This is a genomic window from Salidesulfovibrio onnuriiensis (assembly GCF_008001235.1).
Classification (GTDB): Bacteria; Desulfobacterota; Desulfovibrionia; order Desulfovibrionales; family Desulfovibrionaceae; genus Pseudodesulfovibrio; species Pseudodesulfovibrio onnuriiensis.
In genome coordinates this window covers 1,513,096-1,533,297 of sequence record NZ_CP040751.1, presented here as the reverse complement: position 1 = coordinate 1,533,297, position 20,202 = coordinate 1,513,096, and the positions used below count along the sequence as shown (strand labels likewise).

Annotated in this window: 19 protein-coding genes; 6 read left to right on the top strand and 13 right to left on the bottom strand. The window is 61.5% G+C overall.

The window, feature by feature from the left end; all coding sequences use genetic code 11:
* Positions 1–32 precede the first annotated feature (32 nt).
* The 4 genes from FGL65_RS07000 to FGL65_RS06985 all read right to left on the bottom strand — a co-directional run bounded on the left by FGL65_RS07000 (position 33) and on the right by FGL65_RS06985 (position 2,923).
* On the bottom strand, positions 33–701 hold the full coding sequence (locus tag FGL65_RS07000; RefSeq protein WP_147820439.1) for a hypothetical protein: 669 nt from the start codon (positions 699–701) through the stop codon (positions 33–35).
* A gap of 69 nt (positions 702–770) precedes the next feature.
* Positions 771–1,790, bottom strand: coding sequence for a glycosyltransferase family 2 protein (locus FGL65_RS06995; protein WP_147820437.1), 1,020 nt, complete (start codon positions 1,788–1,790; stop codon positions 771–773).
* Between the two features lie 2 nt (positions 1,791–1,792).
* A complete protein-coding gene (locus FGL65_RS06990) occupies positions 1,793–2,713 on the bottom strand; it encodes a TIGR00269 family protein (RefSeq protein WP_147820435.1) in 921 nt (306 codons plus the stop codon).
* A 12-nt stretch (positions 2,714–2,725) separates the two neighbouring features.
* A complete protein-coding gene (locus FGL65_RS06985; RefSeq protein ID WP_147820433.1) occupies positions 2,726–2,923 on the bottom strand; it encodes a hypothetical protein in 198 nt (65 codons plus the stop codon).
* Positions 2,924–3,161: 238 nt separating this feature from the next.
* On the opposite strand from FGL65_RS06985, the gene FGL65_RS06980 reads away from it, so the two are divergent.
* Positions 3,162–3,539, top strand: a complete 378-nt coding sequence (locus FGL65_RS06980; RefSeq protein WP_147820432.1) for a response regulator — start codon at positions 3,162–3,164, stop codon at positions 3,537–3,539.
* A gap of 78 nt (positions 3,540–3,617) precedes the next feature.
* Here the strand turns inward: FGL65_RS06980 and FGL65_RS06975 are convergent, their stop codons facing one another.
* The 4 genes from FGL65_RS06975 to FGL65_RS06960 form a co-directional block, all read right to left on the bottom strand.
* Positions 3,618–4,787, bottom strand: coding sequence for a pyridoxal phosphate-dependent aminotransferase (locus FGL65_RS06975; protein ID WP_147820430.1), 1,170 nt, complete (start codon positions 4,785–4,787; stop codon positions 3,618–3,620).
* A gap of 89 nt (positions 4,788–4,876) precedes the next feature.
* The gene (locus FGL65_RS06970; RefSeq protein ID WP_147820428.1) at positions 4,877–5,308 is read right to left on the bottom strand and encodes an FKBP-type peptidyl-prolyl cis-trans isomerase; all 432 of its coding nucleotides are present in this window, start codon (positions 5,306–5,308) and stop codon (positions 4,877–4,879) included.
* Between the two features lie 91 nt (positions 5,309–5,399).
* On the bottom strand, positions 5,400–6,389 hold the full coding sequence (gene trpS, locus FGL65_RS06965; RefSeq protein WP_147820426.1) for a tryptophan--tRNA ligase: 990 nt from the start codon (positions 6,387–6,389) through the stop codon (positions 5,400–5,402).
* A gap of 25 nt (positions 6,390–6,414) precedes the next feature.
* Positions 6,415–7,089 (bottom strand): site-2 protease family protein, encoded by a 675-nt coding sequence (locus FGL65_RS06960; protein WP_147820424.1) that lies wholly within the window; start codon positions 7,087–7,089, stop codon positions 6,415–6,417.
* A gap of 128 nt (positions 7,090–7,217) precedes the next feature.
* Here FGL65_RS06960 and FGL65_RS06955 point away from each other — a divergent pair, with 128 nt between their 5' ends.
* Positions 7,218–8,330, top strand: a complete 1,113-nt coding sequence (locus FGL65_RS06955; protein ID WP_147820422.1) for an ABC transporter substrate-binding protein — start codon at positions 7,218–7,220, stop codon at positions 8,328–8,330.
* 74 nt (positions 8,331–8,404) lie between these two features.
* A complete protein-coding gene (locus FGL65_RS06950) occupies positions 8,405–9,520 on the top strand; it encodes an ABC transporter substrate-binding protein (RefSeq protein ID WP_187170570.1) in 1,116 nt (371 codons plus the stop codon).
* 1 nt (position 9,521) lies between these two features.
* On the opposite strand, the gene FGL65_RS06945 is transcribed toward FGL65_RS06950, so the two are convergent.
* Positions 9,522–10,157, bottom strand: a complete 636-nt coding sequence (locus FGL65_RS06945; protein ID WP_147820418.1) for a hypothetical protein — start codon at positions 10,155–10,157, stop codon at positions 9,522–9,524.
* Between the two features lie 170 nt (positions 10,158–10,327).
* Here FGL65_RS06945 and FGL65_RS06940 point away from each other — a divergent pair, with 170 nt between their 5' ends.
* Positions 10,328–10,627 carry a late competence development ComFB family protein gene (locus FGL65_RS06940; RefSeq protein WP_147820416.1) on the top strand — a complete coding sequence of 100 codons (300 nt, stop codon included), beginning with the start codon at positions 10,328–10,330 and terminating at the stop codon, positions 10,625–10,627.
* Positions 10,628–10,692: 65 nt separating this feature from the next.
* Here FGL65_RS06940 and FGL65_RS06935 read toward each other — a convergent pair whose 3' ends face one another.
* From FGL65_RS06935 to FGL65_RS06920, 4 genes are all read right to left on the bottom strand, one after another.
* Positions 10,693–11,298: a hypothetical protein gene (locus FGL65_RS06935; RefSeq protein WP_147820414.1), complete on the bottom strand. Its 606-nt coding sequence runs from the start codon at positions 11,296–11,298 to the stop codon at positions 10,693–10,695.
* A gap of 69 nt (positions 11,299–11,367) precedes the next feature.
* Positions 11,368–14,541, bottom strand: coding sequence for an efflux RND transporter permease subunit (locus FGL65_RS06930; protein ID WP_147820412.1), 3,174 nt, complete (start codon positions 14,539–14,541; stop codon positions 11,368–11,370).
* Positions 14,542–14,550: 9 nt separating this feature from the next.
* Entirely contained in the window at positions 14,551–15,597 is a 1,047-nt protein-coding gene (locus FGL65_RS06925; protein ID WP_250645593.1) for an efflux RND transporter periplasmic adaptor subunit, read from the bottom strand.
* A 274-nt stretch (positions 15,598–15,871) separates the two neighbouring features.
* Entirely contained in the window at positions 15,872–16,357 is a 486-nt protein-coding gene (locus tag FGL65_RS06920) for a MarR family winged helix-turn-helix transcriptional regulator (protein ID WP_147820408.1), read from the bottom strand.
* A gap of 123 nt (positions 16,358–16,480) precedes the next feature.
* Between FGL65_RS06920 and FGL65_RS06915 the strand changes: the two genes are divergently transcribed.
* A complete protein-coding gene (locus FGL65_RS06915) occupies positions 16,481–16,969 on the top strand; it encodes a GNAT family N-acetyltransferase (RefSeq protein ID WP_147820406.1) in 489 nt (162 codons plus the stop codon).
* A 79-nt stretch (positions 16,970–17,048) separates the two neighbouring features.
* Complete coding sequence (locus FGL65_RS06910; RefSeq protein WP_147820403.1) at positions 17,049–20,153, top strand: UvrD-helicase domain-containing protein; 3,105 nt, start codon at positions 17,049–17,051, stop codon at positions 20,151–20,153.
* Positions 20,154–20,202 lie beyond the last annotated feature (49 nt).

The window sequence follows — 20,202 nt, the reverse complement described above, 5'->3', positions numbered from 1 at the left end:
GATGGTGTCAAAACCCCCGGAACAAGGGGGAATTATCTGCTGCGCGCCTTGTGGGCCGCCAGGGCCAGAATGACCCCGAGGGTCACGCTGAGCAGGGCCGCGAACCCGACGCGCAGGTACGGCGGCAGCAGAAAGGTGACGACATGGGCCGGGACCCAGAACAGGGGGATGGTCTTGCGGAACACGAATCCCCACATGATAGACCAGTCGATGGCCGCAAAATACGCGGCAATGTCGGGCATGGTCGTCAGATAGGCCGGAAGCGACCCGCCGGTGCGCTCCACATGGGCGTCGCTCAGCTTGTGGGCCAGCATGAGCACGGGCGCGTAGATGCAGTTCATGGTCAGGCTCACGGTGAAAGCCACCAGCACGGGCTGCGGATGGGCGAATCCCATTCTGGCCAGCAGCGCAGGCGCGCCCGCCGCGAAAATGGTGAAGGCCAGGGACACGGACATGCCCAGCACGCCCCAGGCCAGGGCGCGGGGCAGCACTCCAAAACCGGGGCGCAAATATGCTCCGGTGGCAATGCGCAGAGCCAGAGATTCGCCGAAGGTGGCCAACAGCGCGAACTTCACGAATCCGGACAGGAACGGGCAAGCCGTGGTCCAGGCCTTGAAGCCGGGCAGCAGCTCCGGGAACAGCACCGGCAGGACGATCAGCACTCCTGCGGCGATGCAAACGATAAGATCGGCAATACGCATGGGCAGTCCGGTTCAGGGTTTCGAATTCGCCTTACCTGACACAGGATGCCCGGCAAGGCCAGCGGAAAATCAGGCCACGGGCAGGTAGTCGCGGCCCAAGGCGCACCCGCGCCCATCCAGAAAATCGGCAATGTCTCGGCGCGCGCCCCGGGTGGCCACATAGGAAAGGCAGAATCCCCTGCCCGGCCCCGGGACCTCGTCCCGGCTCAGGACCGGAATGCCGTGCACCCGGTGGCCTATCTTGCGCGGGTCCAGGTCGTAATAGGCCGCGAACTCCACGCCGTACCCCTTGAGCAGGTCGGCGCGCTTGCGGCTGGTGCGCCCGGCCCCCAGGATATGCACCACGGGGTGATGCGGATTGTTGCGCTCCAGCCAGCGTGCCAGGTACCGGGTCTTGATGCGGTAGAAGGCGTCCACGTCGTACTTGGGGTGGTTGCGGGAAAGCCGCGTGGGAGGATCGTTCCAGACCAGCAGCTCGGCATCGGCCTTGGCCATGCGCACCCCGCGCTCCAGCCAGCGCAGCAGCAGCTCGTAGTCCTCGGGGAAGTCGCCGTCGCGGTAGCCGCCATGTTCCTCCAGCATGCTGCGGCGGAACATGATGGACGGGTTGGGCACGGGAAATTCCACGAACCGGTTCAGGCTGATGGCCTCGTGGTCCAGCAGGGTGTTGGTCCAGTCCACGTAATGGGCGTATCCGGCGCAGCGCTTGCGGCACCCGCCAAAGCGGACCCGGCAGCCCACCAGCCCCAAGGCGGAGTCATCATCCATCAGTGCGGCCTGATGCTCCAGGCGTTCGGGCAGGGATTCGTCGTCCGCGTCCATGCGCACCACGTACTCCCCGGTTGCCGCCTCCATGGCCGTATTGGCCGCGGCCACCACCCCGCCGTGATCGGCAAGGACTGGCCGGATGCGGTCGTCCCTCCGGGCATAGTCCCGCAGGACCCCGGCGGTTCCGTCGGTGGACCCGTCGTCCACGGCCACCACCTCGAAATCCTCCACAGTCTGGTCCAGCAGGGAATCCAGGGCGCGGCCCACCGTGTCCTCACAGTTGTAGCACGGCATGGTCACACTGATCTTCGGATTGGACATGGCTATTTTGCGGCTGCTGTTTTCTTCTCCATGACCGCCCTTCTTACCCTGCAAACGCCGCAGACCTCAACCGAGGTCGGGGAGCCGCAGTCCACGCAGGGGCGCAGTTCCTCGCCCACTTCCCGCTCCAGCATCTTGAAAGCCTCGCGCCCGCGCTTGAGGAAGCCGTCGTAGAACTGGAGCTTGCTGCCCGGGCTGCGGTATTCCAGCTCGCCCATGAGCTCCTTGTGCGAGGTGAAGCTGGCGCCCGAGGCAAAGGGGCAGGGATCGGAATGGATCTCGATGCCGCGCAGGAAGGCGTAGTTGGCGGTCTCGAACTCGCTCAGCCGGTACAGGGGCTTGACCTTGCGGACAAAGCCCTCGGCAGCGGGCAGAATCGGCCCCTGGTCCGAAAGATAGCCCGAGTCCCAGCGCAGGGTATTGGCGAACAGGCGGGCCACCTCGTCGTCCAGGTTGTGGCCCGTGGCCATGGCGTCGAATCCGCCATCGCGCGCCACCTTGTTGAAATAATGCCGTTTCACCTTTCCGCACACCGAACAGATGGGCCGGTTGATGTGCTCCTTGACCTCGGGCATGGCCAACCCCTCGGCCGCCATTTCCAGCACCTGGAGCCTGAGGCCGTGCTTCTTGCAGAAGCCCTCCACCTTGGCCCGGGCGCGCACCGAGGATTCGTGGATGCCTAGATCGATATGCAGGCCCGTGACGTCGTAACCCAGCTCGTGCAGCACGAGCATGAGCGTCAGGGAGTCCTTGCCCCCGGAAAGGGCCACCAGGATACGCTCGTCAAAGGTGAACATCTTCTGGCGGCGGATGGCTGTTTCCACCTGCCGGGTGAAGAACAGGCAGAAGCACTCTTCGCAAAAGGCCGTATGGTGGCTGGGAAGCGCCACCACCGCGGGCTGCTTGCAGCGTTTACATTTCATGGGACTCTCCTTTTACCCGGCGCTGGTGACCTTGCGCACAAGGATTTCATCGCCGCGCTTGATGCGGATGTCTGCGGTCAGCAGGCGGTCTTCGCGAATGACCAGGGCCATGGTGGGGCGCAGGCCGAGCTTGTTCAGCAGCCCGAGAACGGTTTTCAGGCCGTGGAACTCCAGGTCCACGCCGTCCGGTTCGAGTCTCACTTTGATCATAAATTCTCCTTTTCCCGCAGGATTATTCGGCTCCCGGCGGGCGAGGGCGCAATGTATACCGGTGAGCGCCATTATTCAAGCCGACGCGCCCTCCGATAAACCGCATAATTTTTCCAAGAATTCCGGCCCGGATCGAAAACGAGTTAGAATCGTACAAAAAGGACAGACTGGTGTTGACCCAAATCGAAAAAATCCTGTAGTGTGGGTATTAAGCCTGAACTCGCGCAAGGAGAGACTTATGAGTCAACAGAAAATACTGATCGTCGATGATGAAAAGCACATCCGCATGCTGTACCGGGAAGAGCTGGAGGCCGACGGGTACGATCTGGCCACCTCCGACGGGGAAGAAGACATCCTGGAAGTCATCGCCCGGGAAAACCCGACCATCATCATCCTGGACATCAAGCTCGGCGTGAATCGTTCCGGGCTCGACCTGCTCCAGGAAATCCGCGCCAAGGACCCGGTCATCCCGGTCATCCTGTCCACGGCCTACGACTCGTTCCAGCACGACCTGAAATCCATTGCAGCGGACTATTACGTGGTCAAGTCCGTGGACCTGACCGAACTCAAGGACAAGGTACGCATGGCCTTGAACAAGGCTGCCGCGACAGCATAGACAGCACGTCACACTCCTCATCCGGAAAACGGAACGTCCCTAATAATGGGTGATGTTCCGTTTTCTCGTTTCCGGGGATCAGCCGTTTTCCTTCACATAGCGCTCCAGGCGGTCCATGGCCTCTCGGATGTTTTCCAGGGAGTTGGCATAGGAAAAACGGATATAGCCTTCCGCGCCGGGGCCGAAGTCGATGCCCGGGGTCACCCCCACCCCGGCCTTTTCCAGGATGTCATAGGCCAGTTTCAGGGAACTGCCGCCGAACCGCTCGGCCAGGGAGCGCATGTTGACGATGACGTAGAACGCGCCCGTGGGTTCGTGCCTGATGTCGAAGCTCATGCCCTTGAGCCGCGCCAGCATGTACCTGCGCCGCTCGTCATAGGTCTGCTTCATGCGCGCCACGTCCGGCCCGGCCTGTTTCAGGGCGGCAACCCCGGCCCACTGGGACATGGAATTGGGAGAGATGAAGAAATTCTGGCAAAGCTTCTGCAGGGGGCGAATGAACTCGGGCGGGGCGATCAGGTATCCCAGCCGCCAGCCGGTCATGGCGTAGAGCTTGGAAAACCCGTTGAACACGAAGGCCCGGTCCGTGAATTCCAGGATGGAGCGTTCCTTTCCTTCGTAAACCAGCCCGTGGTAGATCTCGTCCGAGACCACCCAGGCGCCGGTTTCCTCGGCCAGCCGGGCGATCCCCTCCATGCGCCCGTCCGAAAGCAGCGTACCCGTGGGGTTGGCCGGCGAATTGATCAGGATGGCCCGGACCTTCTCGTCCATGGCCTCGCGGATGGCGGCGAGCCGGTACTGGAAGCCGTCCTCCTCGGTGACGCGGACCGGCACGGGCACCCCGCCGGGGAACCGGATGAAGTTGTGGTAGCAGGCATAGCAGGGATCGGAGGTGATGACCTTGTCGCCCGCCTCGAGAATGACGGAAAAAAGCATGAACATGGCCGGGGACGTGCCCTGGGTGACGACCACGCGGCCCGGATCGATCTCCACGCCGTAGCGTTGCCGGTAATCCTGGCAGACCGCCTCGCGCAGTTCGCGCAGGCCCAGGCTGTGGGTGTAATGGGTATGTCCCGCATCCAGGGCGTCGCAGCAGGCCCGGCGGATGCACTCGGGGGTGTCGAAGTCGGGCTCGCCCACTTCCAGGTGAATGACGTGCCTGCCCTTGCGCTCCATGCGCTGGGCCTCCTCCAGGACATCCATGACCAGAAACGAGGTCATCTCCTCGCACCGTTTGGCAATGCTCATTCTCTCTCCATCGGCTGATCGCCTACAAAAAAGGCCCCGCCTCGTCCGTTACGGACCAAAGCGGGGCCTGTCGTCGTTTCCATTTCCGGCTAGCAGACTTCCACCAGGGTCACGTCGAACATGAGGGTCTTGTCCGCCAGCGGGTGGTTGCCGTCCAGGGTCACCTCTTCGTCCGAGATCTCGGTGATGGTCACATAGGCCGCGCCCCCGTCCTCGGTGCGCACCTCGAGCATCATGTCCAGCTCGGGCTCCACGTTGGGGGGAAGCTGTTCCTTGCGAACCTTGAAGGCCAGCTCCGGGTTGTAGCTGCCGTAGCCTTCCTCGGGCGAAACTTCAACGGTCTTGGAGTCGCCGGGATTCAGGCCGATCACGGCGCGCTCGAAACCGGCGATGACCATGCCCTCGCCCAGTACGAACTCCAGGGGATCGCCCCCCTGGGAGGAGTCGAAGACCTCGCCGTTGTCCTTGAACGTTCCGGTGTAGTGAACCCTAACCTTGTCGCCTTTGTTCGCAGGAGCCATGTGCTCTCCTTGGGTCTTTATGTTTTACAATACGCCGGACCCTACACGAATCCCGCGATATTATCCAATCGCTTCTTGTGAAAACCGGACGCTAGAAATCGAAGCCGATGACTTCGCGAACCTGCGCCATGGTGCGCTGGGCGAATTCACGGGCCTTCCTGTTGCCCGCGTCGAGAATGTCGCGGACCGTATCGTCGTCCAGCTTGGCGCGCCTTTCCTGCATGGGGGTCAGGAACCGTTCCAGGGATTCCATGAGCACCTTCTTGCAGTCCACGCAGCCCCAGGAAGCGTCGCGGCAGCCTGCCTCGATCTCGGGCAGTTTTGCCGGATCGGTCATGAGCTTGTGGTACGGGAACAGGTTGCAGACCTTGGGGTCGCCCGGATCGGACTTGCGCAGCCGGTTCTGGTCGGTAAGCATGCCGCGAACCTTGGGCATGATGTCCTCCAGGGACTCGGACAGGCCGATGGAGTTGCCGTAGCTCTTGGACATCTTGCGGCCGTCCAGACCGGGCAGCTTGGCGTCCTCGGTGAGCAGGTCCTTGGGTTCGGGCAGCAGGTCCGTGTTGTACAGGTGGTTGAAGCGCCGCGCGATCTCGCGGTTGAGCTCCAGATGCGGCAGCTGGTCCTTGCCCACGGGCACGGCCTCGGGCAGGTACATGAGGATGTCCGCGGCCTGCAGCACGGGGTAGCCCAGGAAGCCGATCGTGTTGATATCCTTGGCGGCCAGCTGCTCGCGCTGTTCCTTGTAGGTGGGGTTGCGCTCCAGCCAGCCAAGCGGGGTCACCATGGACAGCAGCAGGTTGAGCTCGGCGTGTTCCTTGATGACCGACTGCTGGAAGATGACACACTTTTCGGGATCGATGCCCGAGGAAACCCAGTCACGCACCAGTCCGGGCACAAAGCCCTTGATCTTCCAGGGATCGGCATATTCGCTGGTCAGGGCGTGCCAGTCGGCCACGAAAAAGAAACAGTTGTATTCGTCCTGCAGCTTGAGCCAGTTGGCGATGACGCCGAAATAATGGCCAAGGTGAAGGGGACCGGTGGGCCTCATGCCTGAAAGGATGCGTTTTTTCTCGCTCATTTTCTGGTTTTCCGGGTTATTGGTTTTAGATGGGCACGTTCAACAGACCGCCGAGGAACCTGACCGGCGGGAACAGGACAGCACCGAGAATGCTGAAGCCCGTGAGATTGCCGAGCAGGACGAGGCCGATGAGGATGAAGAATCCGTACTGCCTCAGGCGCATGTAACTGTACGCCAGCCTCGGCGGAAGGAAATACGCCAGAATGCTGCTGCCGTCCAGCGGCGGAAGGGGGATGAGGTTGAAAACCCCGAGAATGAGATTCACGAACACCCCGGCCTGGCAGATGAGCAGCAGGGGCAGAAGAATCTTCATGGCCAGCCCGTCCGGGTCGCTGATCTCGGAACCCTGGATGAGATGAAAGCCCGCGGCGAACAGCACGGCCAACAGGAAGTTGGCGGCGGGGCCCGCCAGGGCCACCAGGAACATGCCCTTGCGCGAGTCCTTGAAATAGCGGGAATCCACGGGCACGGGTCTGGCCCAGCCGATGTGCACGAAGAAAAAGGCGATGGTGCCGATGGGATCCAGGTGCTTGATCGGATTGAGGGTCAACCGTCCCTGCATCTTGGCCGTGGGGTCGCCAAGCTTCAGGGCCACCAGCCCGTGGGCCACCTCGTGGCAGACCAGGGACAGGAGCAACGGAACCGCAATGATGCTTATTTCCTGCATCTTGTGGGCGATGTCGAAATCGAAATTGAACATGCCAAGCGGCTACCACAGGCCCCGGCGGCCCGCAAGTGCTTTGGCTGCGCGGCATGATTATCATCGCTCCCGAATATGGATGGAGCTAGCATTGATGCAGACAAGAATCACAAGCACAAGAGACGGACATGCCGATTCGAATCCTGACAGCCCTTTTTTTTCTCCTGTTCGCAACCGTTGCGGTGGCCGCACCGCACCGGCTGGCGGTCATCGCCCCCAAATCGGGCCCGCTCGCCTATCTCGGCCTGGACATCTTCCATGCCGCGCACCTGGCCGTGGACGAGATCAACCGCAACGGAGGACTGCTCGGCCAGAGCATCACCCTTGTGGAATTCGACAACAAGAGCGACCTCCGGGAAAACGTCCGGGCTGCAGAACAGATCGCCCAAGAGCGGTTCGACGCCGTCATCGGGCCGGTGGTCAGCTCGCGGGCCCTGGCGGCGGCCAGGATATTCCAGAAGGCGGGAATTCCCATGATCTCGCCCGGGGCCTCGGCCGAGGAAGTCACCCGGGTGGGCGACTACATCTTCCGCAGCAACTTCACCAATGCCTTCCAGGGGCGCATCATGGCCCACTTCGCGGCCCTCCAGATCAAGGCGAAAAAGGCCGCCGTCCTGATCCAGAAGGACGAGGTCTACAGCACCAGCCTGGCGGCATCCTTTGCCGAAACCTTTGTGAAACTGGACGGCGCGGTGGTCTACCAAGGATATTACGCCGCCGGGCAAAACGATTTCCGGGATGATCTCGAAAAAATCCGACAGACCAGGGCCGATGCACTGATACTTCCCGGCTACGACAGGGAGGCGGCGCTGATCATCAACCAGGCCCGCACCATGGGTATGGGCATCCCCGTCCTGGGTGGGGACGCATGGTCCACCAATGTGCCCAGACTGGTCAGCGACCCCCTCTTCCTGGATCAATGCTACGAAATACGGCATTTCGCGAGAAACATCGCCTCGGACAAGGCCCGCATCTTCCTGGCACGGTTCGAGGAAAGATATGGCCCCATGCAGCACGATGTGGGGGCCATCGCCTATGACGCCGTGCTGCTGTACGCGGCCGCAGTGCGCAAGGCCGAGAGCTTTGACCGGGCCAAGGTCAAGAACGCCCTGTTCGAGGTCTCCGTCAAAGGCGTGACCGGAAACATCCGGTTCAACAAAACCGGCGACCCGGAAAAACCAGCCGTGGTCGTCACCTACCGCGACGGACAACCGGTCTACTTCATGGTCATGGAACCCTGAGGCGATTATCATCGCGGCAAGCAGAAAAACGCGTTACAGTCTGCAATGTTGGACCCTCAATCATGGAGAAAAGCGTGTTTTCAAAAACAAGCCTGGCCCTTTTTTTCCTGCTCCTCTCCTTTTCCGCCGCCCTGGCGGGCCAGCCGACTATTGCCGCCATCGGCCCCCTGACCGGCCGTACGGCCTACCTCGGAACCAACTTTTTCCAATCCCTGCGCTACTCCGTGGATGCCCTGAACCAAGACGGCGGGCTGCTCGGGCAAAAAGTCCGGCTTGTGGAAATAGACAATCAGAGCACGCCGGAAGGCAGCTCCCAGGCCGTCAGGCAGGCCATAGCCCAAAACGTGGATTGCGTCATAGGCCCCCTGCTCAGCTCCAAAGCCATAATCCTGGCCAGGGAACTCCAGGAGGCGGGCATCCCCATGATCGCTCCCATTGCCACGGCCCCCGGCGTGACCAGGGTGGGCGACTACATCTTCCGCATCTGCTTCACCGACGCGTTCCAGGGACATGCCCTGGCGCACTTCGCGGGCAGGCAGCTCCACGCCCGCGAGGCAGCCGTGCTGATCCAGAAAAACGAACTTTACAGCCAGAGCCTGGCCGACGCCTTCGAAACATCGTTGGAGGGCTATCAGGGAAAGGTTGTCTTCACGGGCGAGTACTCGGCCGGACAAAAGGATTTCACCGCCCTGCTGAAGCAAGCCATAAAACACGGAATGGACGTGCTCATGATCCCCGGCTACCCCAAGGAGGCGGCCCGGATCATCGACCAGGTCCGCGCCATGGGCTATGGCGGCCCCATCATCGGTGGAGACGGCTGGTCCAAAAGAATGGCGGAGTTCACCAAGGACACCGGAAACCTGAGAAACTGCTACGAAATCCGCCACTTTTCCCGCAGCACGGGCAACGACATCGCCCGGCGCTTCCTGAAGGGCTTTGAAGCGCGCTACGGCACCATCGAACAGGATTCGGCGGCGCTGGCCCACGACGCCCTGCTGGCCTACACCCATGCGGTGCAGGCCGCGGGCAGCCTTGACAGGAAAAAGGTGATGCAGGCCCTGAAACGGGTTTCCTTCCAGGGGGCCACGGGCAACATTTCCTTCGACGCCCAGGGCGACCCCCAGAAGTCGGCCATGGTCATCACCTATACCGGCGGAGCCCCCCAGTATTTCATGGTGCTCGAGCCCTGATCTACACGGTCATGTTTATGGACTTGTAGTAGGAACTCTGGGCGCCGTAGATGATGCCCTGGGCTCCCAGGAACTCGCTGGATTCCATGTTTTCCCCGAACCAGACGGACATGCTGGCCAAGGTCATCTGCTGCTTGAACAGGTCCGGCGACATGCTGGCCGTAGCGGTCTGGGTCAGGTTGCGCATGCAGAGCAGGCTCTTGAACTGTTCCTTGCGCTCGGGATTGGCCTTGAAATAGGCCTCGATCTTGTCCTTGTCCGGGTGCCCGTTGGAGCAGACCACCGCGTCCTTGGCGGAATCGTACACAAGCTGGAACTTGGTATCCGTGTCCACGCCCAATTCCTTGAGCTCGGCCAAGACCTGGTCGTCGAATTCATCCTCCAGCTTGTCCGCCTGCTTCTGAAGGTCGGAAGCGGACAGATAGCCCTGCTGGGCGGCCGGAATGGTTTGCAACAACTTCAGGATGTCGCTGGTGAGCTTGACGGAGCTGGAGGAGGAACTCTCCTCGGACGTCTTTTCCGACGTCTTGTCGGTTTCCTTGGTCGTGGTATCCGTCGAGGACTCTTCCCCGCCCATGGTCTTGAGCGAGGTGCCGTAGTAGGCGCTGTTGGCATAGGCGCTGTTGATGTAGGTCATTGCACGCAATCCTCCGAAAAATATGTGAAGCCGACGGGCACTTTTTTCCTGTCTGCGCGTCTTGCATCTAATGTTCCATGACGACAAAAGGGAGGCCGATCCATTGCGGAAAAGGCGGGTTGCCTGTTAGAAAGCGGCAACAATACCGTTTGCCAAGGGAGGAGGTCCGCATGAAGACACGGGTGCTGGAAAGCTGCGGGGTTGATCTTTCAAAGATCCACAACCGCAACGAGGAGCGCGTGGCGCAAAACATCCGCGAGGTGCTGGAGCACGATTATGGCGACTATATCTTCGACCCGCTGGACGTGGAGGACATCTATGCCCTGTCCCTGAACCTGCTTCCGGCCCGGTACACCCAGCCCGGCACCATCGTGCTGCTGAAGGAACCCTCGGAGTTCGAGATACGCGGGGCCATCAGAGAGGCGGTGGGGAGGGTCCTGGACAATCCCACGAGGGCGGAAAGGGATTAAATGGAAAACAAAAAAAACCCCCGCAACCTTCCGGTTGCGGGGGCTTTCGATTTCACTCTCACTTACTAAAAAAATTTGTCTACAACTTTTTTTAAGCGTGGAACTGTTTTTAGATATTCTGTCAGTCCGATACGGCCCGAAAAATAATTAGTTTCTTTTAGCAAATTATCCACATCAACAGATTTCAATATGCACTCTTTATCCTTTGGCCAACTTTCAAAATGATGAACAACTATCGCTGAAGTTGAATCAATAGCAGCATGCTTAAACGAGAGCCCAATGGACCCTTTTTCGTGTTTTTTTTCTTCATAATATGACCTATCTTCATTACTAAAACTGTCCAATATTAAACTAAATTTATGACGCCAATGTTCTTCTTCAGCTTCACAAATTGTTTTAAACGTTTCTGATTTAATATTTTTCTTAATCTCTTTATAAAATTCAATTCTTCTAGCAGCTGTAAGCCAGTTCAATCGATCTGGCTTTGGAGGTTTTTCTGAACTTCCTCCCGTAAGTGCAAAATAGGCTTTCTCCAAGGCATCTATTGCACAGTTTAGCAATTCTCTTTCCTTTTCGCTTTGAGCATTTTTGGCAAACTTCCACCAAGCAAAGCCAAATGATAATAGTGAAACAACAATAGCAATCACACTAATCCAATCGCTACTTTCCATACTACTAAGCCCCTTTCAACAAAAGCCCCCGCACCTGATGAGGTACGGGGGCTTTTCCTGTTGGTTTATTTACGCCTCTTTCTGCTTGCCGCCGATGGTTTCCATCTTGATGAAGAACATCAGCAGGGACGGGATCACGAACACGGTGAACACCGTGGACAGGGCCAGCCCGCCGAGCACCACCGCGCCCAGGCCGCGATACAGCTCGGAACCGGGGCCGGGTGCCACGGCCAGCGGCAGCATGCCGAAGACGGACGTGGTGGCCGACATGTAGATGGGACGCAGCCTGGTGCGGGTCGCCTCCAGGATGGCCTCGCGATAGTCCATGCTGCCCTCACGCACGTTGTTCAGGGACTGGTGCACGATGAGGATGGCGTTGTTGACCACGACCCCGATGAGAATGACGAACCCGAGCATGGTCAGGATGTCCATGGGCTGGTAGGCGATGAACCAGTTTTCCAGCTTCAGCCCCAGGAACCCGCCCGCACCGGCCAGGGGCACGGTGAACAGGATGATCAGCGGGTACAGGAAGTTCTCGAACAGGGCGGCCATGAGCAGATAGGTGATGATCACGGCCAGCAGGAAGTTCCACTGCAGGGCCTCGCGGGTCACGGTGAGCTTGTCGGCCGCGCCGGACATACGCACCTGCAGGCCCTCCAGCAGACCCATCTGCTTCACGGCCGGGATCATGTTCTGCTCCACGGTCTCCATGGCCTGCTGCAGCGGCATGTCCGTGGGAGGCGTGATCTGCAGGGTGATGGTGCGCCGGCGCTCCAGGTGGCGGATCTGGTTCAGGCCGTAGGTCCTCTCCATGTCCACCAGGGAGGAAAGCGGTACGGCCCAGCCCTGCGGGGTGGCCACCAGGGACGAGTACAGGGCCTCGGGCGTGGTGATATCCTCATCCGAGGCCTTGAGCACCATGTCGATCTTCTTCTTGCCCTCGGCCTTGTAGTCCCCGATCTTCCGGCCGCCCAGGATCACGTCCACGGACTGGCCCAGGTCGCGGGCCGAAAGCCCGGCCGCGCGCACGCGGTCGCGCTTGGGTTCGAAGCGCACCTCGGGATACAGCAGCTCCAGCGAGGGCACGGGGCGAACCTGCGCACCCGGAATCTGCTGCATGGCCATGCCGAACATGGTTCCGGCCGCGGCAACGATCTGCTCCAGGTTGGCGCCGCTGATGTCCACGGAGATGTTGCGTCCCTCGCCCAGGCCCTGCTCGAAGATGGAGGCCTGGATGGAAACGCCGAACATGCCCGGAATGGTGTTCAGGATGCGGTTGAACACCGGGGTCAGCTCACCGGCGCGCTGTTCCTGGGTGGAGCTGGCGCCGAAGAGATTGATGGTGGGTGCGGACACGTAGAACATGTTTTCCACGCCCGGTATGCCGTTGACCTCCTCCTTGCCCATGAACGGAGCCACTTCCTCGAAGACGTGCTTGCCGATGTCGAAGCGTTCTTCATAGGACAGGCCCGGCGGCGGAATGAGGATGTTGATCAGGAAGTTCTGGTTGCCCTGGGGCAGGTATTCCATCTTGGGGAAGAAGACCAGCACCATGAGGATGGAGGCCACGGTGAGCCCCGCCACGGTGATGACCTGGGTTTTCCAGTCGCGCAGGGACAGGCGCAGCATGCCCATGAGCCAGTCCGAGGACTTGGCCCCGATCCGGGTCAGGGGCTCCAGCACCTTGCCCGCCACCTTCTTGCCCACGGGCTCGCGCGGGCCTTCGCCCAACTGGGGAACGCCGTGGCGCTTTTCCGCGAAGCGGTACAGGTAGCGCGCGAACATGGGAATGACCAGCACGGACACGAACAGGGACAGGACAATGGCGCAGGTGACCGCGATGGCGATGTCCTTGAACAGCTGCCCGGCCTCCTGCTCCATGAAGACCACGGGCAGGAACACGGCCACGGTGGTCAGGGTGGAGGCCAGCACCGCGCCCCAGACTTCCTTGGTGCCTTCGTAGGCCGCCTGGAAGGAACGCTTGCCCATGCTCCGGTGCCGGTCGATGTTCTCCAGCACCACGATGGCGTTGTCCACCAGCATGCCCACGGCAAAGGAGATCCCGGCCATGGACACGACGTTCAGCGTCCGGCCGGCAGCCCCGAAGATAACGAAAGAGCCGATGATGGAAATGGGGATGGCCAGGGCCACGATGACCGTGGCGCTCATGCTCTGCAGGAACACGAAGAGCACCACGATGGCCAGCAGGCCGCCGATGATGATGTTCTTCTGCACCAGGTCGATGGCGCCGTTGATGTACGAACGCTGGTCATGGACCCAGTCCAGGAAGACGCCGTTCTCGGCGAGCACGTCGCGGTTGACGCGCTGGACCGCCTCGAACACGGCGTCCGTGACGTCGAGCACGTTGGCGCCCGGCTCGGGCTTCACGCCCACGGCAATGCCGGGCTCGTTGTTGTGCAGCATGGCCACGTCGAACTTCTCGTGCCCCATCCGGACCTCGCCCACGTCCTTGAGGCGGACGCGGAACTGGCCCGAGGAGGAGATGACCACGTTCTCGATCTTTTCCGGGGTGTCCAGGTCGGCAGGGGTGCGGATACGGTAATCGCGCCGCCCCACGCCGAGGGTGCCCGCGGAAATGGAGATGTTCTCGTTCTGAAGAACGTCGATGAGCTTGGGAATGGTCAGGTTGTAGGCGGCCAGCTTGCGGGGATCCACCACGATGTGCATCTCGTTTTCCACACCGCCGCCGATGAACAGGCCTGAAACGCCTTCAACGCGCTCCAGGTGCTGCTTGACCTCGTTCTCGAAATAGGTCCGGTAGGTCTGGGCGTCGATGTCCGTGCCTTCCCTGGCCTTGAGAATCATCCAGATGATGGGCGAGGTGGACGCGCCTGCGGCCTCGACCACGGGCTTGTCCACATCGTCGGGATAGTCCGAGACCTCGTCCAGCTTGTTGGAGACGCGCAGCAACGCGCCGTCGAGATCGGTCCCGACCTTGAAGGTCAGGGAGATTTCCGAGAACCCGTTGTAGCAGGAGCTCTCCATCTCCACGAGGCCCGGGATGCCCTTGAGCACGTCCTCCTGCTCCTCGACCACGTCGCGCTCGATCTCGTAGGGAGAGGCGCCGGTCCAGGAGGTGGAGACCGTGATCTCGGGCTGGGTCACGTTGGGCGTGAGCTGATACGGCAGCCCGAACAGGGCTATGAGCCCGAAGAGCACCACGAGGATGACCCCCACCAGCACTGCGACGGGCTTTTCTATTGCGGTTCTTATGATGTCCATGCGCTCCCCCTACTTCTCGGCGGCCATGGGTGCCACGGCCTGGTTGGGACGCAGGCGTTCGTTGCCCTTGATGACGATGTCCATGCCTTCCTGCAGCTTGTCGGAGAGCACCCCGGCGTCCAGGCCGCGATAGCCCACCACCTGCACGGGCATGGGCAGGGCCTTGCCGTCCAGCACGGCCCAGACAACGGTCTGGCCGCGTGCGGAAATGACCGCGTCGCGGGGCACGACCAGAGTCTTGTTGGCCACGTCCGAGGGCAGGGAAACGCGCGCCTCCATGCCTTCGGCCAGATTGACCGGGTCGAGCACCCGGATCTTGACCGGGAAGGTGCGGGTGGACACGTCGCCCTTGGGAATCACGGCATAGACTTCGCCGTTCATGACTTCCGCACCGACGCGGACCTCCACCTTGAGGCCGGGCTTGACCACCTGGGCGGGACCGGCGGGCACATTGACCTCCACGTCCACTTCCCCGGAACCGGCCATGGTGATGACCGTGGCCCCCTGACTGACCCATTCGCCGCGGTGGACCTTGCGCTCCAGCACCACCCCGTCATAGGGCGCGCGGATGGTCTTCTTGGCCCGCTCCAGCTGGAGGCGGTCCAGGGTGGCCCGCAGGGCGTGATACTTGCGTTCGGACGCGGCGGCCCCCAGGCGGGTCTTGTCGAACTCGCCCTCGGAGACCGAACGGGTCTTGAACAGCTTGGTCATGCGCTCGTCGTCCAGGTGCGCCAGCTCGTAGTCGGCCTTGGCCTGCTCCATGAGCGAGCGGGCGTTGGCAATGGTCTTGTCCAGCAGGTCCGAGGAAAGCACCACCAGGGGATCGCCCTGGGAAACCTTCTGGCCGTGGTCCACTTCCAGGCTGACCACCTTGCCCGCCACTTCGGCGGCGACATCGGAAAGCTCGTGGAACATGACCGTGCCGATATAGGAGACCTCGGGGGCAACTTCGCCGGAACCGACCTTGGCCGTGACGACCATGGCCGGGGGCGGGCCGCCCTGCTTGCCCTCCTCCTTTTTCTCGTCCTGCGCAAAGGCAGGGACGGAAAGCAACATGATTATGAATGATATGAGTACGAATCTGGAAAACATCTTCCCCCCTTGGTTTACAGGCGTATACGGACCTCGGCCCGCGATGGCCTGACAATATCTATCATTCCGGACCCCACCCACGAAGCGTTGCAACGCTCATCCTGAAAAGCGCTTCATGGCAAAGGCTGGAATACGGTCGCCGTGTCGTGAGGGTGGCGGGCACCGTACCAACCCACAGGAAAAATATCCACCATTGATTAATGGCTTCCCAATCGGAAAATTCGAGACCGCAAAGGGACTATCGCCCGAACTCCTCCCGCAGCAGGGAGGCGCAGTCGCTGTCGTCGAGATGGTTGAGGATGAGCTGCCGCAGCACCCGCTTGCAGATATGCATTTCCCCGGGATCTATCCCCTGGACCACGTCCCGGTTGCTCTTCTGGGCCACCTCCACGGTGCGCGCCAGCAGGTCCAGCCCGACGTCGGTCACGAAAAGGCGCTTGATGCGCCGGTCGTTCTCGTCGTCCTCGCGCCGGAGATACCCCTTGCTCTCCAGCCCGGCCACCAGACGGCTCACACCGGTCTTCTCCTGGGAGGCCATGACCGCGAGCTCGCCCTGGCTGATGCCCTGGTAGCGGGAAAGGGGAATGAGCAGCCGCCACTGCTCCACGGAAATATCCACCCCGGCCTCTTCCAGCCGTGCGGACAGGGCGTTCACGCTGATGCGCGCCGCCTTGTAGAGCAGGAACCCTATGGATTCCTTCGGTTTCAACCTTTCGATGAACATGCAACGGTTGTAGGCGCAACAAACTTGGTGGTCAACCGCTTTTACAAACCTTTACATTCCGCGCGCCATGGGTAAAACCTATGCCCGGCGCCACCAAGAACCGTATGTAACAAGGAAGGAAGCATGCCCCTGACCATTCGCCGGGTCGCCCCGGCCGACCTGACCGCCTGCGCACACGTTGAATCCGTCTGTTTCGAGCCCTCGGAAGCCGCGTCCGAAGCGGGGATCGGCATCCGCATCGATACCTTTCCGCAGGGTTTCCTTGTGGCCGAACTGGACGGCAAGGTGGTGGGCCAGATCAATTCCGGCTGCACCGGCAAGGAAGACATCACGGACGAGGAATTCAAGCAGCTCATCGGCCACGATCCGGACGGAAGCAACATGGTCGTCTTTTCCCTTTCCGTGCTGCCCGAAGCCCAGGGCAAGGGCGCGGCAAGGGCGCTCATGGAGCGTTTCATCGCGGACTCGCGCGCCATGGGCAAGGAGCGGATCCTGCTTCTGTGCAAGGACTACCACATCGGCTTCTACGAAAAACTGGGCTATGAAAAAATCGGCCTGTCCGCCTCCACCCACGGCGGGTTCCAGTGGTGGGAAATGGCCCTCGCGCTGTAGCCCGGACACGGGCCTTTTTCGGCCTTTCATTTCACTTCCCGGCCTTGCAATATGAGCCTGATCGTCATAGTGTTCCGCCATGGAACGCTATACCGCCGATCTGCACATCCACTCACGTTTCTCCAGGGCCACCAGCAAGAACCTGACCATCCGCAACATCGCAGCCTGGGCCCGCGTCAAGGGGCTCAACGTGCTCGGCACCGGCGATTTCACCCACCCCGCCTGGGTGGAGGAAATCGAGGACGAGCTCATGCTGGACGAAGACAGCGGCCTGTACATGCTCAAGAACGATTCCGGGCTGCAGGCCGAGATCCCCGGCATGGAGGAGACACCCTCCGGCAAGGTGCGTTTCATGCTCCAGTCCGAGATCAGTTCCATATATAAACGGGGCGGCAAGACCCGGAAGGTGCACAACCTGGTTTTCCTGCCGGACCTGGAAACCGTGGTGCGTTTCAACGCCAAGCTGGACAGGATCGGCAACCTGCATTCCGACGGCAGGCCCATCCTGGGCCTGGACAGCCGGGACCTGCTGGAAATCGTGCTGGACACCCACCCCGAGGGATTCCTCATTCCCGCCCACATCTGGACCCCGTGGTTCTCCCTGTTCGGCTCCAAGTCGGGCTTCGATTCCATCAAGGAATGCTTCGGCGACCTGAGCGGCGAAATCTTCGCCATGGAAACCGGCCTGTCCTCGGACCCGGAAATGAACTGGACCTGGAGCGAGCTGGACCGCATCAAGCTCATCTCCAACTCGGACGCCCACTCCGGGGAAAAACTCGGGCGCGAGGCCAACTTCTTCCGGGGCGAAATGTCCTACCAGGGCATCTACCGGGCGCTCAAGGGCGAGGGCCTGGGCAACGAATTTCTGGGCACCGTGGAGTTCTTCCCCGAAGAGGGCAAGTACCACATGGACGGACACCGCAAGTGCGGCGTTTCCATGGACCCGCAGGAGACCCTGGCCCGCGGCGGGATCTGCCCGGTCTGCGGCAAACCCGTCACCCGCGGGGTCTACGCCCGCATCCTGGACCTGGCCGACCGGGACCAGCCGCAGCAGCCCACGGGCGCTCCCGGCTTCGTGTCCCTGATCCCGCTCAAGGAGGTCGTCTCCGAGGTGCTGGGCGTGGGGCCTGGTTCCAAGAAGGTGCACGAATTCTACCTCAAGCTTCTCCAGGACTTCGGGTCCGAGCTGAACGTGCTGCGCCACGTGCCGCCCGAGGACCTCAAGCGCCACAACTGCCACTTGGCCGAAGGTCTCGTGCGCATGCGCGAAGGCAGGGTCATCCGCCAGGCGGGCTATGACGGCGAATACGGGGTCATCTCGGTCTTCACCGAGCAGGAACGGGCCGAGATCAAGAACGGCGGCACCCTGATCAACATCCCGGCCAAACCGCAGGCCGACAAGGATCCGGGCCCCCTGACCTGCCCGCCCCTGAAAAAGGCCGACCCCGAACTGGGCAAACCCGTTTCCTTCAACCCCGCCCAGCAGACGGCCATCGACGCCGGTCCCGAACCGGTGCTGGTGCTGGCCGGGCCGGGCACGGGCAAGACGCAGACGCTCATGGGAAGGGTCACCCGGCTGCTGGACGCGGGCGAGCACCCGCGCCGAATTCTCTGCCTGACCTTCACCCGCCGGGCCGCCGGGGAACTGCGCGAGCGGCTCAAGGCCCTGCGCGGCGACGAATCGCAGCTGCCCCAGGCGGGCACCCTGCACTCCCTGTGCTTCGACTACTGGAAGCACGCCTACAGCGAAACCCCGGTGGTGATCTCCGAGGAATCGGCCAAGAAGCTCTTTGCCGAGACCAACCCGGACCTGCCCGCAAAGCACGTCACCCACTACTGGAACAAATACAATCTCATGCGCGAACGGCTGGAGGACATCCCCGACGACCTCTTTGACGCGCACATCAATTACGGCAACCAGAAGAACCACTGGAACCTGCTGGACTACACCGACCTGCTGGAGTTCATGCTCGAACAGACCGGCGCGCCCACCTTCCGCCTGCCCTACACCAACATCCTGGTGGACGAGGTGCAGGACCTGACCCCGCTGCAGCTGGCGGTCATCAAGGGCATGGCACCGGAAAAGGGGTACGGCGTGTTCTGCATCGGCGACCCCAAGCAGGCCATCTACGGCTTCCGGGGGGCCACCGAGGATGTGGACGAGCGGCTCAAGGAATTCTGGCCCAAGCTGGAGACCATCACCCTGGAGGACAACTACCGCTCGGGCCAGCGCATCCTGGACGCCTCCCACGGCCTGTTCCCGGACTCCCCGCGCCTGGTGGCGCGCAAGGACACCGACGCCGTGCTGCATCTTTTCGAGGCCCCGGACGCCATCCGGGAGAGCACCTGGATGGCCGACCGCATCAAGGGGCTCCTCGGGGCAACCAGCCACAGTCTGGCCGACGCCATGGGCCACGGCAGCATGACTCCCGGCGACATAGCCGTGCTGGTGCGCTTCAAGGCCCTCATCGGCCCCATCGAGAAACAGCTTTCCAAATTCGGGGTGCCGGTTTCCGCCCCCGAAACCCAGGCCTTCTGGAACGACCCGCGCTGCGATCTGATCCTCAACGCGGCGGGCAGTTTCCTGGGCATGACCATGGTGGGCAGCGAGGAAGTGCTGGAGGTGCCGGAACACATCCTGGCCAAGGGTCCCATAGGCCTGTCCGCCTACCTGAACAACATACCGCCCTTCGACACCTTCTTCTGGGAAAGCCGGGCCTTCCGCGAGCTCAAGAAGGCCTTTGACGAACGCGGCGGCTGGTCCGGGCTGCTCAACTGGGTCAGCCTGCAGAACGAGCTGGAGCTGGTCAGCCGCTCGGCGGAAAAGGTGCAGATCATGACCCTGCACGCGGCCAAGGGATTGGAATTCGACGCGGTGTTCATGCCCGCCCTGGAGGAGGGCATCATGCCCTTTGCAGGCATGGACCTGCTCACGGCCAAGGTGACGCTCACCCCTGGACGGGGCCAGCGCTTCGGCGAGGAGCGCCGTCTCATGTACGTGGGCATGACCCGGGCCCGCAAGATGCTGTTCATGAGCCATGCCCAGAAAAGGCAGCTCTACGGCAAAACCCTGCAACTGCCGGAGTCCAGATATCTGAGGGAGATTCCCGAGGCCATGCTCACCCGCTCGACGCTCTCGGCCACCAAGGTGACCAAGGCCAAGCAGATGAGCCTGCTGGATTAGGACCGCTGCAACCATTTCGCCGGTCATGCTGCCGGGAACTCATCAAATC

What these genes read in the sequence shown, in the direction of transcription:
- FGL65_RS06935 (WP_147820414.1), bottom strand. Translation starts at nt 11,298, where the DNA reads ATGGAAAGTAGCGATTGGATTAGTGTGATTGCTATTGTTGTTTCACTA.
- FGL65_RS06955 (WP_147820422.1), top strand. Translation starts at nt 7,218, where the DNA reads ATGCCGATTCGAATCCTGACAGCCCTTTTTTTTCTCCTGTTCGCAACC.
- FGL65_RS06970 (WP_147820428.1), bottom strand. Translation starts at nt 5,308, where the DNA reads ATGGCTCCTGCGAACAAAGGCGACAAGGTTAGGGTTCACTACACCGGA.
- FGL65_RS07000 (WP_147820439.1), bottom strand. Translation starts at nt 701, where the DNA reads ATGCGTATTGCCGATCTTATCGTTTGCATCGCCGCAGGAGTGCTGATC.
- FGL65_RS06930 (WP_147820412.1), bottom strand. Translation starts at nt 14,541, where the DNA reads ATGGACATCATAAGAACCGCAATAGAAAAGCCCGTCGCAGTGCTGGTG.
- FGL65_RS06975 (WP_147820430.1), bottom strand. Translation starts at nt 4,787, where the DNA reads ATGAGCATTGCCAAACGGTGCGAGGAGATGACCTCGTTTCTGGTCATG.
- FGL65_RS06945 (WP_147820418.1), bottom strand. Translation starts at nt 10,157, where the DNA reads ATGACCTACATCAACAGCGCCTATGCCAACAGCGCCTACTACGGCACC.
- FGL65_RS06925 (WP_250645593.1), bottom strand. Translation starts at nt 15,597, where the DNA reads ATGTTGCTTTCCGTCCCTGCCTTTGCGCAGGACGAGAAAAAGGAGGAG.
- FGL65_RS06940 (WP_147820416.1), top strand. Translation starts at nt 10,328, where the DNA reads ATGAAGACACGGGTGCTGGAAAGCTGCGGGGTTGATCTTTCAAAGATC.
- FGL65_RS06920 (WP_147820408.1), bottom strand. Translation starts at nt 16,357, where the DNA reads ATGTTCATCGAAAGGTTGAAACCGAAGGAATCCATAGGGTTCCTGCTC.
- FGL65_RS06915 (WP_147820406.1), top strand. Translation starts at nt 16,481, where the DNA reads ATGCCCCTGACCATTCGCCGGGTCGCCCCGGCCGACCTGACCGCCTGC.
- FGL65_RS06995 (WP_147820437.1), bottom strand. Translation starts at nt 1,790, where the DNA reads ATGTCCAATCCGAAGATCAGTGTGACCATGCCGTGCTACAACTGTGAG.
- FGL65_RS06980 (WP_147820432.1), top strand. Translation starts at nt 3,162, where the DNA reads ATGAGTCAACAGAAAATACTGATCGTCGATGATGAAAAGCACATCCGC.
- FGL65_RS06990 (WP_147820435.1), bottom strand. Translation starts at nt 2,713, where the DNA reads ATGAAATGTAAACGCTGCAAGCAGCCCGCGGTGGTGGCGCTTCCCAGC.
- FGL65_RS06960 (WP_147820424.1), bottom strand. Translation starts at nt 7,089, where the DNA reads ATGTTCAATTTCGATTTCGACATCGCCCACAAGATGCAGGAAATAAGC.
- trpS (WP_147820426.1), bottom strand. Translation starts at nt 6,389, where the DNA reads ATGAGCGAGAAAAAACGCATCCTTTCAGGCATGAGGCCCACCGGTCCC.
- FGL65_RS06910 (WP_147820403.1), top strand. Translation starts at nt 17,049, where the DNA reads ATGGAACGCTATACCGCCGATCTGCACATCCACTCACGTTTCTCCAGG.
- FGL65_RS06985 (WP_147820433.1), bottom strand. Translation starts at nt 2,923, where the DNA reads ATGATCAAAGTGAGACTCGAACCGGACGGCGTGGACCTGGAGTTCCAC.